Annotated in this window: 10 protein-coding genes and 1 pseudogene; 9 read left to right on the forward strand and 2 right to left on the reverse strand. The window is 59.6% G+C overall.

The genetic code is table 11. The features are described 5' to 3' along the window. Positions 1–47: 47 nt before the first annotated feature. From QDY28_RS13970 to QDY28_RS13985, 4 genes are all read left to right on the forward strand, one after another. Positions 48–1,124, forward strand: a complete 1,077-nt coding sequence (locus QDY28_RS13970; RefSeq protein WP_331382285.1) for an efflux RND transporter periplasmic adaptor subunit — start codon at positions 48–50, stop codon at positions 1,122–1,124. Continuing rightward, positions 1,121–2,206 carry an efflux RND transporter periplasmic adaptor subunit gene (locus QDY28_RS13975; RefSeq protein WP_331382286.1) on the forward strand — a complete coding sequence of 362 codons (1,086 nt, stop codon included), beginning with the start codon at positions 1,121–1,123 and terminating at the stop codon, positions 2,204–2,206. Before QDY28_RS13970 ends, QDY28_RS13975 begins: the two co-directional genes overlap by 4 nt. Then, positions 2,203–5,262, forward strand: coding sequence for an efflux RND transporter permease subunit (locus QDY28_RS13980; RefSeq protein ID WP_331382287.1), 3,060 nt, complete (start codon positions 2,203–2,205; stop codon positions 5,260–5,262). Before QDY28_RS13975 ends, QDY28_RS13980 begins: the two co-directional genes overlap by 4 nt. A gap of 66 nt (positions 5,263–5,328) precedes the next feature. Then, on the forward strand, positions 5,329–6,504 hold the full coding sequence (locus QDY28_RS13985; protein WP_331382288.1) for an adenylate/guanylate cyclase domain-containing protein: 1,176 nt from the start codon (positions 5,329–5,331) through the stop codon (positions 6,502–6,504). A 44-nt stretch (positions 6,505–6,548) separates the two neighbouring features. On the opposite strand, the gene QDY28_RS13990 is transcribed toward QDY28_RS13985, so the two are convergent. Next, entirely contained in the window at positions 6,549–7,526 is a 978-nt protein-coding gene (locus QDY28_RS13990; RefSeq protein WP_331382289.1) for a L,D-transpeptidase family protein, read from the reverse strand. 216 nt (positions 7,527–7,742) lie between these two features. Here QDY28_RS13990 and QDY28_RS13995 point away from each other — a divergent pair. The 3 genes and pseudogenes from QDY28_RS13995 to QDY28_RS14005 all read left to right on the forward strand — a co-directional run bounded on the left by QDY28_RS13995 (position 7,743) and on the right by QDY28_RS14005 (position 10,651). Continuing rightward, positions 7,743–9,595 (forward strand): annotated as a pseudogene (locus QDY28_RS13995) (ABC transporter ATP-binding protein). 143 nt (positions 9,596–9,738) lie between these two features. Then, positions 9,739–10,212 (forward strand): VOC family protein, encoded by a 474-nt coding sequence (locus QDY28_RS14000; protein ID WP_331382290.1) that lies wholly within the window; start codon positions 9,739–9,741, stop codon positions 10,210–10,212. 172 nt (positions 10,213–10,384) lie between these two features. Then, complete coding sequence (locus tag QDY28_RS14005) at positions 10,385–10,651, forward strand: GCG_CRPN prefix-to-repeats domain-containing protein (protein ID WP_331382291.1); 267 nt, start codon at positions 10,385–10,387, stop codon at positions 10,649–10,651. 162 nt (positions 10,652–10,813) lie between these two features. Here the strand turns inward: QDY28_RS14005 and QDY28_RS14010 are convergent, their stop codons facing one another. Then, positions 10,814–12,097, reverse strand: coding sequence for a cystathionine gamma-synthase family protein (locus tag QDY28_RS14010; protein WP_331382292.1), 1,284 nt, complete (start codon positions 12,095–12,097; stop codon positions 10,814–10,816). A gap of 305 nt (positions 12,098–12,402) precedes the next feature. Here QDY28_RS14010 and QDY28_RS14015 point away from each other — a divergent pair, with 305 nt between their 5' ends. Together QDY28_RS14015 and QDY28_RS14020 are read left to right on the forward strand one after the other, a co-directional pair. Next, positions 12,403–13,290 carry an MBL fold metallo-hydrolase gene (locus tag QDY28_RS14015; protein ID WP_331382293.1) on the forward strand — a complete coding sequence of 296 codons (888 nt, stop codon included), beginning with the start codon at positions 12,403–12,405 and terminating at the stop codon, positions 13,288–13,290. Positions 13,291–13,514: 224 nt separating this feature from the next. Continuing rightward, positions 13,515–14,534: a LacI family DNA-binding transcriptional regulator gene (locus QDY28_RS14020; RefSeq protein ID WP_331382294.1), complete on the forward strand. Its 1,020-nt coding sequence runs from the start codon at positions 13,515–13,517 to the stop codon at positions 14,532–14,534. The last annotated feature ends 17 nt before the right edge of the window (positions 14,535–14,551 follow it).

Here is a 14,551-nt window from a genome sequence, read left to right on the forward strand (position 1 = left end):
AATATTTGACAGCCCACGAACATGAAATCCGCGATCGAGGGGATGAAATGGGTAAATGGGCAATGATCATGGGGTTGGCGCTGACGCTCGCGCTCGCTTCATGCGATCAGAACGAAAAGCAGGTCACGCAGGTGCCGCAGAGCGTCAGAACCGTAGAGACGGCGCTCAGCAGACCCACGGCAAAGACGACCGTCAGCGGCGAAGTGAAGGCGCGGATCGAATCGGAGCTTTCGTTCCGCGTCAGCGGACGGATCATCGAGCGAAATGTCGATGTTGGAGCAAAGGTTAAAGCCGGCGACCTGCTGGCCAAGATAGATCCGCAGGAACAGCAGGCGGATGTGGATGTGGCAACGGCAAGCCTGCAGGCGGCCGAAGCACAGTTGACGCAAGCACAGCTAGCGGACGCACGCCAGGAAAGCCTCTTCAAAAATCAGGTCACCACCCGCGCCGCCTACGATGCCGCCCGGGAGACGCTGCTGACCGCCCAGGGGACCGAGGAGGCAGCCAAGGCTCAGCTTGAAACGGCGAAGGACGCGCTTTCCTACACCGAACTTCGCGCCGATGCGGACGGGATCATCACGGAACGCAATGCCGAGGTCGGCCAGGTGGCGCAGGCGGCGCAGTCCGTCTTCACGCTCGCCCACGATGGTCCGCGCGATGCCGTCTTCAATGTCTTCGAGTCCCTGTTTCTCAAGGAGCAGCCCGACAGGCAGGTCGAGGTCGCTCTGATTTCCAATGCCACCAAGCGGGTGTCGGCAACGGTGCGTGAGATATCGCCGACGATCGATGCCGCCACCGGCACGATAAGGGTCAAGGTCGGGCTGGAAAATGGCGCCGGCATGCCGCTCGGGGCGGCTGTGACCGGAACCTTCAGCATGCCGTCGGCAGAAGCAATCGTCCTTCCATGGGGCGCCATGACATCGGCGGGCGGCCAGCCGGCAGTCTGGGTGGTCGACCCCGCGACAAGCGAGGTCTCCTTACGAAAAGTGCAAGTCGCAGAATATGACACGGGACAGTTCGCGGTCAGAGCCGGGCTCAAGCCCCATGAAATCGTGGTTGCCGAAGGCGGCAAATTCCTGCGCCCGGGCCAGCACGTCGACTTTTCCCAAGAGGCTGCGAAATGAAAAACGTCTTGATTGCAGCATCGCTGCTGCTGGTAACATCCATGCTGACTTCCTGCGACGCGAAGCCCGCGGAGACCGAACAGAAAGTTCGGCCGGTCCTATCCACCCTCATCAAACCAGAGCCTGTCATCAGCCTGAAACTGCCTGGCACGATCGAACCCAGGATCGAAACGGAACTGGGCTTTCGCGTGCTCGGCCGGATCGTCGCGCGTGAGGTCAATGTCGGCGATCTCGTCACAAAGGGACAGGTGGTCGCCGCGATCGATCCCCTTTCACTCGAGCTTGCCGTCCGCAGCGCCCGCGCCGACCTTTCAAACAGCCAGGCGCAATTGACCAATGCTTCGACATCGGAAGACCGCCAGCGCGCCCTTGCCGAATCCCGATCGGGCAGCGAAGCCGCTCTCGAAAGCGCCGAGCAGGCAAAAAAGTCAGCCGCCGCTTCCGTCGCCAAGGCGCAAGCCAATCTGGCGAAAGCGGAAGAACAGCTTGGCTATGCTCAGTTGGAAGCGGAGTTCGATGGCGTGGTGACCGCGACATCAGCGGAGATCGGACAGGTCGTTTCGGCTGGGCAAACTGTCCTGACCGTTGCGCGTCCGGACGTGCGCGAAGCGGTCATCGACATCCCGGAAGCAAGCCTCGACGGCCTGAAGCCGGGTTCACCGTTCGAGATCGCTCTACAGCTTGATCCGACCATAAGGGTTACGGGCATCGTGCGCGAAATTGCGCCCGAAGCCGAGGCGACCACGCGGACGAGACGCACCAAGATAACGCTGACCAATCCACCGGATGCATTCCGCCTGGGCTCGATCATCACGGCAAGCGCGGTCGTCGACAGCGCGCCGACCATTTCCCTCCCATCGACCGCCATTCTCGACAAAGACGGCCAGCCGGGTGTCTGGGTGATCGATCCTGAAAAAGCGACGGTATCTCGCGAGGCAGTAACCCTCGATAGCACCTTTAGCGATCCGGACCGGGTGCGGATCCTCGGCGGCCTCAAGATCGGCGATCGCGTTGCGATAGCCGGCGTTCATCACCTAACCGAAGGCCAGAAGGTCAAACTCACGCAGGAGAATCAACTTTGAAGACCTTCAACCTCTCCGACTGGGCGCTCGAACACCGTTCGATGGTCTGGTATTTCATGATTGTCTTCATTCTCGCCGGCGTGTTTTCCTATATGGGACTCGGCCGCGAAGAAGACCCGTCCTTCACCATCAAGACCATGGTCATCCAGGCGCAATGGCCGGGTGCCTCCGCTGAGGAAGTCACCAAGCAGGTGACCGACCGTATCGAGAAGAAGCTCGAAGAACTCGAGTCCCTCGACTATACCCGCAGCCAAACCGTTGCCGGGCAGACGACCATTTTTGTCAATTTGCTTCCGACGACAAAAGCCAAGAATGTGGAAAGCACCTGGGTTCGCGTCCGCAACATGGTCGCGGACATACAGGGCGATTTCCCGTCGGGCGTGGTAGGCCCATTCTTCAACGACCGCTTCGGCGACGTCTATGGAAATATCTTCGCCTTCACCAGCGACGGCCTCTCGCAAAGGCAGCTTCGCGATCTCGTAGAAGATGCGCGCGCCCGGATTCTCACCGTTCCGAACGTCGGCAAGGTTGATATCATCGGTGCGCAGAACGAAGCGGTCTATCTCGAATTCTCCACCCGCAAGATCGCAGCGCTCGGCATCGACCGCCAGTCGATCATCTCGACACTGCAGGCACAAAACGCCGTCACGCAATCCGGCTTCGTGGAAGCCGGGCCTGAGCGCATCGCGCTTCGCGTCGGTGGCCAGTTCGCTTCGGAGGACAGCCTGCGAGCAATCAACCTTCGCGTCAATGACCGCTTCTTTCCATTGACCGATGTCGCGACGATCAAGCGCGGCTATGTCGATCCGCCATCGGCGCTTTTCCGCTTCAACGGCCAGCCGGCCATCGGCGTGGCGATCGGCATGAAACAGGGCGCCAATCTGCTGGAGTTCGGCAAGGCTTTGGATAAGAAGGTCGACGAGATCGTCGGCGTTTTGCCGGTGGGTGTCGATGTTCATCAGGTTTCCGATCAGCCGGCCGTGGTCGACGAGGCTGTTTCCGGCTTTACGCGCGCCCTTTTCGAAGCAATCGCCATCGTGCTTGCGATCAGCTTCATCAGCCTCGGGCTGAGAGCGGGCCTTGTCGTTGCGATCTCCATTCCGCTCGTTCTTGCCATTACATTCCTGGTGATGAGCTATTCGGGCATTTCGCTGCAGCGCATCTCGCTCGGCGCCCTGATCATCGCGCTCGGCCTGTTGGTCGACGACGCCATGATCGCCGTCGAGATGATGGTGGCACGGCTGGAGGTCGGCGACGACCTGCGCAAGGCGGCGACCTACGTGTATACCTCGACGGCCTTCCCCATGCTGACCGGCACGCTCGTCACCGTCGCGGGCTTCATTCCGATCGGCCTCAACGACAGTGCCGCCGGCGAGTTCACCTTCACTCTTTTCGTCGTGATCGCCGTATCGCTGCTCGTCTCCTGGATTGTCGCGGTTCTCTTCACCCCCCTGCTAGGGGTGACGATCCTGCCCAAAACCATGAAGAAGCATCACGAGAAAAAGGGCTGGTTCGGCTCACTGTTTTCGGGAGCGCTCAGTATTGCGATGCGCTTCCGCTGGGCAACCATCGCTCTCACCATTCTTGCCTTCGGGTTTTCCATCTTCGGCATGGGCTATGTGCAGCAGCAGTTCTTCCCGTCCTCGGACCGCCCGGAATTGATCGTCGACTGGAACCTGCCGCACAACAGCTCGATCACCGAAACGAACCGGCAAATGGCCCAGTTCGAACGGGAAATGCTGGCAAACAATCCGGGCATCGATCATTGGTCCAGTTATATTGGCCAGGGCGCGCCCCGCTTCATCCTTTCCTTCGACGTGCAGACACCAGACGTGACCTTCGGCCAGACGGTCGTCGTGACGAAGGGCCTGGATGTGCGCGACAAGGTGCGGGCGGAGCTTCAGGAATACCTCAAGAAAACCTTCCCTGGTACGGATGCGTTCGTGAAGCTGCTCGATATCGGTCCGCCGGTCGGCAAGCCTGTTCAATACAGGATCAGCGGCCCGGACGTTCAAAAGGTCCGCAGCATAGCGCAGGATTTCGCGGGCATCATGGGTGCCAACCCATTGCTCAACGGCATCAACTTCGACTGGAACGAGCCTGCCCGCGTCATCAAGGTCGACGTCTTGCAGGATAAGGCGCGCCAGCTCGGCGTCTCGTCCGAAGACATCGCGACCGCGCTCAACGGCATCGTCGAAGGATCGAGCAGCACCAAAATCCGCGATGACATCTATCTGATCGATGTGATCGGACGGGCCCAGACGTCGGAACGCGGCTCCATCGAAACGCTGCAGAACCTGCAATTGCCGGCCGCGAACGGGAAGGCGGTTCCTCTGTCGGCCGTCGCGACCTTCCGCTACGAGCTGGAGCAGCCGACCATCTGGCGTCGCTCGCGCACCCCGACGATCACGATCAAGGCAGGCGTGACCGGCGACGTCCAGCCCGCGACCGTCGTCCAGCAACTCGACGCAAAGGTCGAGCAATTCAGGAAGACTCTGCCGGTCGGCTACTCGGTCGTCGTCGGCGGTGCGGTCGAGGAAAGCGCCAAGGCTCAAGGTCCGATCGCCGCTGTCGCACCCATGATGATTTTCGTCATGGCGACAATCCTCATGATCCAGTTGCAGAGCTTCAGCCGGCTGTTCCTTGTCTTTGCGGTCGCCCCCACGGCTCTCATCGGCGTCGTTGCCGCCCTGCTGATGAGCAATGCGCCGCTCGGATTCGTGGCGATATTGGGCGTGCTGGCGCTGATCGGCATCCTGATCCGAAACTCGGTCATTCTCGTCGTACAGATCGAGGATCTCAGAAGATCGGGGGTCAGCGCCTGGCATGCCGTGATCGAGGCGACCGAACACCGCATGCGGCCGATCATGCTGACGGCGGCAGCCGCCACCCTCGCCTTGATCCCCATTTCCCGCGAGGTGTTCTGGGGACCGATGGCCTACGCCATGATGGGCGGCATTGTGGTCGGTACCGTCCTGACGCTGCTGTTCCTGCCCGCTCTCTACGTGACGTGGTTCCGGATACCGAGAGAAACGGCAAAAGAAAAATTGGCATAAGGCGAAGCATCGGACCTGCGCCGGTCTATTCGGCCGGCGCAGGTCCGTGTCTGGGCAGGTCAATTTATGAGGCTCAACATTCAAGACCACGTCGATTGGCTGATCCAGCAGGGTATGGCCTGCAACGATATCGGGCAGCTTGTCGCCGCACTGTGCCGGCGGCTGATCGCAAACGGCTTGCCGATATGGCAGGCGAGCATAGCAATGCCTTCGATCCATCCCGTCTACCGTGGCGTCTCGGCAAGCTTTACGAGGGGCGCGGAGGCCGTCACCGAAAATGACGAATATGGGAGCGCCAACGAGGAGAGCTTCGCGCGCACATCGATCTTTCATTTGTTGGAGACGGGCATGCTCTTCGGCAGGTGGCAAATCTCGCGTGGCGAAGGTGTCGAGCTCTATCCTGATCTGGCCGAGCTGCTGCGAAAAGGCGGGACCGACCATGTCGTCAACCTTGTCGCCTTTCCCACAGAAGTTGCCCTGCGCGGCATGGCCTTCTCGGTGACCACCGATTGTGCCACCGGATTCTCCGATGCACATCTTGAAACCTTGAAGGCATTGCTGCCAAGCCTCGGGCTCACCTGTTACCGCATGGCCGCGACCAAGACGGCGACGGACATGCTGGCAGTCTATACCGGAGCAAAAACCAGCGTGCATATCTTGGGCGGCGAAACACAAAGGGGAGCAGGTGGCGCGCTTCACGCGGCAATCCTGTTGGCCGACCTCAGCAACTTCACCGCCCTCACGGAATGGCATTCGCGCGACGAGATCGTCGCCATTCTCAACCAGCGCTTCGAACTGGTCGGGCAAAATGTCGAGGAACACAATGGCGAGATACTGAAGTTCATGGGAGATAGCATTCTTGCAATCTTTCCCGCCGATATCGAAAGCCCCAACGAGGCGTGCCGGAACGCCATCGCGTCCGCCCGGCATATTCTTGCGGCAAACGCAGCCCTGAACGATGACCGCGCCCGCCGGTCCGGTCCGCCGGTCGACATCGATGTGGTATTGCATCTCGGCGAAGTTTTCTACGGCAATATCGGCGCGCGCGGCCGACTGGATTTCACGGTGATTGGCCCGGCGGTCAACGAGACATCGAGGCTCGAAAAGCTCTGCGACCAACTGCAGGAACATCTCCTGCTTTCCGAAAGCTTCGCGGCGGCCTGCGGCCTTGCATGCGAGCGATTGGGAGATTTCAAATTGCGCGGAGTTTCAAAACTGGCGGCCGTGTTCAAGCTCGCTTGACGATCGCATCATGCATTGCGCCACGACGAGCATAGGAATTGACTTCAATTGTTGAAGTGAACGACGACACCAAACTTGACCATGCCTGCCAGCTCCTCGGCGTCCCAGTTGGTAAGTCGCACGCACCCGTGCGACTGCCCCTTGTCGATGAGTTCCGGATCGGGCGTTCCATGGATTCCGTAGGTGGGCTTGTCCAGATCGATCCATACGCTGCCGACCGGCCCATTCGGCCCCTTCGGTATGGTCAGGATCTTCGTATTCTTACCCTGCTTGAAGTTAAGCTTCGGATTGTAGCGATAGACCGGCATCCTTGCGACGCCTTTCACCTTGTGGGTCCCTGAAGGCGAGGGATTGTCTTCGCTGCCGATCGTCGCTGGATAGACCGCGAGCAGCGCGCCGCTTTCATCATAGGCTACGACCTGGCTGGTCTTCTTGTTGACCTCGATGCGCTTGGCACGGCCCTCCTTCGGCGCACCGGGCGCCACGACCAAAACCGTCTTGCCGGGAGCAAAGTCCGAGCCCTGATTGAGCTTGTTCAGCAGGCCAGTAGCCATATGGAACCGTTCCGACAGCCGCTCCGCCACGCTGGTATATCCCATGCTCGGCATCTTCGCTTTTTCACCGTAATCGTCGGGAATGTGGTCGACGAGTCCGATGGCATCCTCTGGCGTGATAAGGTAGCTCTGGGTGATCGGTGCGTCTGTCTCGAGGCGCGCGATCACTTCGGGGTCGAGCTTTTCGTCGACAGGAAGGTGGTTCATCGCCTGGAATGCCGCTATGGCGTGGCTGACATTGTCTCCATAAAAGCCATCGATCACGCCGGGAGACGAGCCAGCTCGGTCGAGCAGCACCTGAAGCCGGATGATCGCGGGATCCGGCTCTTTTGAAGCCTTGGCGGTGTGCTTCGGTGCGACAGTTGTAAGGGACGCTGTGTTGATCGCCTCAGGACCGAGCTCTTGCGCGGCTGCACCGCCGAATGCGGGCATGAGCGTGAGAATTGCGATCACAGCATAGATTTTCATGGAACATCAAATGGTCAAAAGCGGATCTTGTTCCAATCGTGCGCCGCAACGTGTTCCGAAGGTTTCGGTTGCGACGATCTCCGGGGCGCGGCCGGAAACCTCCCGTTACTTACATCCATCAAAATTTCTAATTGAGATTGCAGCCGGAAGATGGTCCTATGCGGTCCGCGTAGCTGACTGCCCTCGCCCTCCTTCCGATTTTTGACCGAGCGGCCCATGTCGATTTCAGATGCGATCTACCATCCCTTCGAGAAGCTGATCCGGCCCCTCGATATCCCCTACCGGCCCTTGCCGTCGAAGGGGCCAGTCGCCGTTCTCTTACACTTCATTGCGATGTTTCGCGGCATCTTGATCACGCTCGTTCTCTGCACCATGGCCATTGAGGTCATGAGTCTGACGATGGTCTGGGGCCTGTCAGTTATCGTCGACGGCGTCACGCAACAGGGTGCTGCCACTTTCCTGCACAACGACCGGATGCTGCTGATCTTCCTTGGCCTAATGCTTTTCCCCTGCATCCCAATTGGCTCTTTCCTCGTCAATACGCTGAACTCGCATACGCTTGGCATCGGCATGCCGGCCGCGATTCAATGGCAGGGCCACAGGGCTGTGGAGCGGCAGGATCTCGCCTTCTTCCACGATCTCTATGCCGGCCAGGTTGCCTCGCGCCTGCAGCAGGTAGCGTCGGCTGTGCAGCAGCAGATCATTTCAGCCTTCCAGTCCATCCCGCGCTTCATCATGCAGATGGTCGGCTCCGTCATCCTTCTAAGCGCGCTCTCCTGGCAGCTTGCCCTTCCGACCATCGTCTGGATCACACTTAACGTCCTGCTCGCCGTTAGGATGGCGCCCGTCTTCACTGAGGTTCACGCCGCTCCGCCAAGCGCCGCAGCCTAGTTTCCGGCGCCATCACCGATGTCTACGCCAATATGCAGATGGTCAAGCAATTTGCTGCCGAAGACAGCGAGGCGGACGCTATCCGCAGCATAATCGGCGAGGCCATCGACGCGCAGCAAGGTGAGCAGCGCATCTATCGCACCTCGGAGGTCATCGTTGTTGTTCTCAACATGATGCACTGGCTGGCAATCTTGGCGATCGGCTTCACCGGGCTCGTTGATGGCTTCGTCACGATCGGCGAATTCACTGCCGCCGTTTATGTTCTCAACCGCTTCTCCGGTCACACCTTTACCTTTCTGCAGATGGGCCAGCAGATCTTCCAGGCGATAGGCACCATCAAGGACGCCATGCCGGTAATGACGACGCCACCCACCATAATCGATCGACCAGACGCGGCCGACCTGAAGGTCAGCGGCGGAGAAATCCGTTTCGAAGGCGTGCGCTTCGCCTATAAGTCCGGCAAGCAGGTGATCAATGAGCTGTCGCTGACGGTCTGGCCCGGCGAAAAGGTTGGCCTGGTCGGCCTTTCAGGAGCCGGCAAGACGACCCTGGTCAGCCTACTACTGCGCTTCTACGAGATAGGGGACGGCGCGATCTTGATCGACGGGCAGGACATCCGGCGGGTGACGCAGGCGAGCCTTCGCCGCAATATCGGGGTCATCGCGCAGGACGTAGCGTTGCTGCATCGTTCGGTCGGCGACAATATCCGTTACGGACGGCCGGAGGCGACGCAGGACGAGATCGAACAGGTGGCGACGATGGCAAGTGCCGATGCCTTCATTGCCGATCTTGCGGACAGTGAGGGCCGCAAGGGCTACGACGCCTTTGTCGGCGACCGCGGCATCAAGCTTTCCGGCGGGCAGCGCCAGCGTGTCGCCATCGCGCGCGTTCTGTTGAAGAATGCGCCAATTCTGGTGCTGGACGAGGCGACCTCTGCCCTCGATAGCGAATCCGAGGCCGCTATTCAGGAAAAGCTCGACCTTGTGATGAAGGGAAGGACGGTGATTGCCATCGCACACCGCCTTTCAACCATTGCAAGGATGGACCGGATCGTCGTGCTCGATAAGGGGAGCATTGTAGAAGAAGGCAGGCCCGATGAACTGGTCGAACAGGATGGGCTATTTGCCCGCCTGTGGAAGCGTCAGACCGGTGGCTTTATTCCTGATGAGATCAATTAGCCCTTGCCGGGATCATCGACGAGCCGACGCTACCTTTGAAAATGCCGGGCACCTCGATCATTTTGCCGCGCAGGGCTGGAGAAAGACGGTTTGCCTCATATTTCAGCAGGGAATGGAAAACGAAGAGCGAAGGGAGTCATGCAATGGCAAAGAACACGATCTGCCTGTGGTACGACAAAGACGCGGAGGCTGCCGCCCGCTTCTACGCCGAGACTTTTCCCGACAGTGCAGTCAGTGCCATCATTCGTGCGCCTGGAAACTATCCTGAGGGTAAAGAGGGGGACGTCCTGGTTGTCGAATTCACGGTTGCGGGTATTGCTTGTATCGGTCTGAACGGTGGTCCCGCGATCACGCACAACGAGGCTTTCTCATTTCAGATCGCAACGGACGATCAGGAGGAAACCGATCGCTACTGGAACGCCATTGTCGGCAATGGCGGCCGCGAAAGTGCCTGTGGCTGGTGCAAGGACAAATGGGGTGTCTCCTGGCAGATCACGCCGCGCGTATTGACGGAAGCGCTCGCCATGGGCGGTGATCCGGCAAAGCGCGCTTTCGATGCGATGATGACCATGAAGAAGATCGACGTCGCCGCGATCGAAGCGGCGCGGCGCGGCTGAGACACCAATGGAAGAAATTTTTCGGCAGAGCACGCCGCTTTTGGCAAACAGCAAACCACCCGCTGCGGCATCCAAAAAAATTTCGACGTGCACGACAAAATGGCCGGATTCAGCGTTACGGTGTGTATTCCGGATGCACGGTGCGTTTCGGATGAGATCAGAGGAAGACATGATGAAAAAGCTGCTTATCATAGCCCTCACTTCCGTAGGGGCATTACTCGCAATTGCTTCTACAGCCAACGCAGCTCAAGGCTGCGGCGCCGGATATCACCGCGGTCCCTACGGCCATTGCCGTCCGAACGTCGCCACCGGCGGCACGGTTGTTGTCGTGCCCGGAGGTCCGAGGGTCGGCGTTTACTATCATGGACGCGGCTACTGGGATGGCCGCCGTTATTGGGTGCATCGCGAGCGGTGGCACGGCGGTTGGCGCTACTATTAATGGCAGCTTACTGGGTCGGTTAATCGACCGGCCCAGTCACTGAAAAGAGTGGTGTTCGCCGGACTGCCCTAATCAGCGGCATGATTCTCGACCCGTTTGTCAGGCTTCCGATCCGCGCGCATATATTTGCAATCCTTTTGAAATCCCCGCCGGAGCTCGGCATTACGCTTCATCGAGTGCCTGACCGAGGTCGGCGATGAGATCGTCAGGATGCTCTATGCCGATCGAAAGACGGATCGTCGATTCCAGCACTCCGATGCGCTGACGCACTTCGGCCGGCACGCCCGAATGCGTCATCGTCGCAGGATGGGAGGCCAGCGATTCCGTCCCGCCTAGGCTCACGGCGAGTTTGAAGACTTGCAATGCGTTCAGAAACTTGAACGAGGCAGGTTGGCCTCTTTTGATATCGAAGGAGAACGTCGAGCCGGCGCCGCTGCATTGGGCTGCGAAGGTGCGGCCTATGGCCGAGCTCGCATCGGCATAAGACAAATAATGAATTTGCTCGACCTTTGCATGGTTGCGCAGGAAATCCGCCACGGCCGTTGCATTGCTGTTTGCGCGTTCCATGCGGATCTGCAGCGTCTCCAAAGACCGGCCCAGCATCCAGCATGAATGCGGATCGAGCTGGGTGCCGATCGAGCCTCTAAGGGCCTTCACTTGGGCAACAATCGCCTTTTTGCCGAGCACGGCGCCCGCGATGAGGTCCGAATGGCCGCCGACATACTTCGTCAGCGAGTAAAGCGAGATGTCCGCACCATGTTCGATCGGCCGCTGGAAGACCGGGCCGAGAAGCGTATTGTCGCACACGAAGATCGGCCGGTGCCTCTGCCTCTCCCCTATCGCATCCGCTACGCGTCTGATCATCGCAATGTCGACGAGAGTGTTGGTAGGATTGGCGGGCGTCTCGATGAGAATGACGGAAACGCGTCCCTTGGCCATTGCTTCCTCCGCCACGGCCCAGACAGACGCTTCGTCGATACCGTCAGCAAATCCTGCCGCTGAGACGCCGAGATTGAGGAACGTCTTTGCAAGCAAGGTTTCCGTGCCGCCATAGAGCGGCTGCGAGTGGAGAATGGCGTCACCGGGGCGGACGAATGTCAGCAGGGTGGTGGCGATGGCCGACATGCCGGAAGAGAACACGGCGCCACTTTCCGTGCCTTCATAAACCGCGAGACGATCCTCGACGATCTCGCTGTTAGGATGATTGAAGCGCGAATAGACGAGACCTGCGCCTCTTCCCTCCGGCGGCACCTTCCGACCGGAGACGTAATCGAAGAAGTCGCGGCCATCCTCGGCGGACTTGAAGACGAAGGTCGATGTCAGGAAGACAGGCGGCTTCACGGCCCCCTCGGAGAGTTCGGGATCGTAGCCGTAATTGAGCATCAGGGTTTCCGGATGCAGGATCTGATTTCCCACGCGGGTTTTCGATGGATGCGGCGCGGTCATGGTGCGTCTCCTTGCTCAAAGACACGGGCTCGGATCGCGGACCAAGACAATCCAAGCAACCTATCAGTGATATTTGGAGCGGCGATGCCGCATGAAAAGACCAGCGCTTCTACGCCAAGAGGATGACGTGGCGAGGATCGGAGGCGGATGTCGAATGGGAACGTCCGGACCGCGCGATGCCGCATGGCGGAGGTGGCGCATAGATCGGCTGGTTTCCAATCTTGCCGAACACCGATTTTTGACATGGGTGAACCGCAAAGATTCGGGTAGGATGGGCTGGCATTCTCGCTCAAGAAGGAACTGGTATGACGGATCGCAAAATCTCAGCAAAGTTGCTGGCGGCGGCTATTCTGGTGGTCGCGAACCAAGGACTTGCTTTCGCACAGATGCCGCCCCAACAGCCGGATGCGAAAGCCTTCAAATTAGGCAAGCTCGACATTGTCGCCCTGCACGACGCACAGTTTGTCCAACCGAATAACGGCAAGATATTTGGTCTTGACCATAGCCCGACCGAGGTCGCGGATCTGCTGAAGGCGGCGGGGGCACCGACCGATACGGTGACCCTTAGCGTCGACGCTCTATTGGTGAAGTCGGACCCGCATCTCATCCTGATCGATACCGGCGCCGGCGGCGCACTTCAGGGCAGCCTGGCAAAAGCCGGCTATCGCGCGGATGCCGTCGATGAAATCCTGATCACCCATTCTCATCCCGATCACGTCGGCGGACTGGTTTCGAACGGAAAGCTCGCCTTTCCAAATGCCACGATTCGCATGTCGGAGGTGGAGTGGTCCTATGCCAAGGCAAATGAAACGCTGGCCGACGTCGTCAAGGTCATCAAAGACCATGTTAAGACGTTCAAGCCTGGCGGTCAGGTTCTTCCCGGTATCACATCCGTTGCCATGAGCGGGCACACCCCTGGCCATGTCGGCTACCAGATCACATCCGGAAAGGAGAAGCTGTTCGATATTGGCGACACCGTTCACAGCTCCATCATTTCGCTCGCCAAACCGAACTGGGCGTTATCGTTCGACGGCGACAAGCCGGAAGCCGAGCAGAATCGCGTGAAAACGCTGACCGCGCTCGCCAAAGATCACGAGAGGATTTTCGCGCCGCACTTCCCGTTCCCCGGCGTGGGCTATATCGCGGCAGAAGGCGATCACTTTAAGTGGACTCCGGATGACAAGTCCGAGTAGTTCGAGGAATATGTTCGGAGCATGCAAGGGCGCCGATTGGCGCCCTTTTGGTTAGCCCGCACCATTATTCGGTTTGATTGGGGGGCGGAGGCGGAAAGGCCCTTGATTGGCTCGTCTTGCGCTTGATGCGGTGCCTGCTGATGATTAAGTCAATGACGACGTGGGGTGAATTTCAGCAGCTCGTCTCATGACTTGTTCGAAGACCCGGGAAAGAATACGAGCACGTGACGACCAGCATCAGACATATCGCCAAACTCGCGGGAACATCGGTCTCGTCGGTATCGCGCGTGCTCAACAACAGCGGTTATGCCTCGCCGGAACTCAGAGACCGCGTGGAAGCGGCTATTCGTGCGCTGAACTACACGCCGAGCAAAGGCGCGCGCATGCTGCGGGGTGCACCGAGCCGGATGATCGGGCTGATGCTGCCGTCGATCGACGTGCCGTTCTTCGGGATTCTCGCCCACGCCATCGAACAGGAATTGTTCCAGCGCGGCTATCAGACGCTGATCTGCAGCACGGCGGAAAACATAGATCACGAGGCGCGCTATATGTCGATGCTGCTAGCCCAGCGCGTCGACGGCGTCATCGTGGCAAGTGCCTTCGGCAGCATCGAGCATTTCGAGGTCCTGCGGGAGGCCCATATTCCGATGGTCGCCATCGACCGCGAACTGAGCGGCATTGCCGATGACGCGGTCATGGCCGATCATGAGGAAGGCGGACGCCTAATGGCGCGTCACCTGATCGACCTCGGCCACCGGTCGATCGCCATCGTCGGCGCGCCGGCCCATAGCCAGCCCGTTCAGCTTCGCCTCCAAGGTATTTCGGCGGAAATGGCGAAACACGGGATTGCGCCAGCCGTCGTAACCATGGCCGAGGAGCACAGCTTCGCGGCGACCTACCCGTTGGCGCGGGATCTACTGGCGGCGCATCCGGAAATCACCGCGATCATCGGCACGAGCGATATTTCAGCGATTGCGGCGATCCATGCCGTCCAGGATCGCGGTTTTTCCGTTCCGGGCGATTATTCGGTGATCGGTTTCGACGACCTGCCGGAGGCAGCCTATGTCTTTCCCCGGCTAACGACGGTCGCGCAGCCGATCCGCGATGTCGGGCAGCGGGCGGCACAGCGGCTGGAAACGCTGATCGCGGAACACCATGCAGGGCACGAACCGCGACTAGGCGCCGTGGTGAAAGTGCCGGTTACCCTCATCCAGAGGGACTCGACGGGACCCGTCCGCGGCTGAAGCGGAGCGGGTCATGG

Source organism: Rhizobium sp. BR 362, assembly GCF_036528765.1.
GTDB lineage: Bacteria > Pseudomonadota > Alphaproteobacteria > Rhizobiales > Rhizobiaceae > Rhizobium.

Excerpts from the sequence above, each read along its gene's own strand:
- QDY28_RS13970 (WP_331382285.1), top strand. The coding sequence starts at position 48 with ATGGGTAAATGGGCAATGATCATGGGGTTGGCGCTGACGCTCGCGCTC.
- QDY28_RS13975 (WP_331382286.1), top strand. The coding sequence starts at position 1,121 with ATGAAAAACGTCTTGATTGCAGCATCGCTGCTGCTGGTAACATCCATG.
- QDY28_RS13985 (WP_331382288.1), top strand. The coding sequence starts at position 5,329 with ATGAGGCTCAACATTCAAGACCACGTCGATTGGCTGATCCAGCAGGGT.
- QDY28_RS13990 (WP_331382289.1), bottom strand. The coding sequence starts at position 7,526 with ATGAAAATCTATGCTGTGATCGCAATTCTCACGCTCATGCCCGCATTC.
- QDY28_RS14000 (WP_331382290.1), top strand. The coding sequence starts at position 9,739 with ATGGCAAAGAACACGATCTGCCTGTGGTACGACAAAGACGCGGAGGCT.
- QDY28_RS14005 (WP_331382291.1), top strand. The coding sequence starts at position 10,385 with ATGAAAAAGCTGCTTATCATAGCCCTCACTTCCGTAGGGGCATTACTC.
- QDY28_RS14010 (WP_331382292.1), bottom strand. The coding sequence starts at position 12,097 with ATGACCGCGCCGCATCCATCGAAAACCCGCGTGGGAAATCAGATCCTG.
- QDY28_RS14015 (WP_331382293.1), top strand. The coding sequence starts at position 12,403 with ATGACGGATCGCAAAATCTCAGCAAAGTTGCTGGCGGCGGCTATTCTG.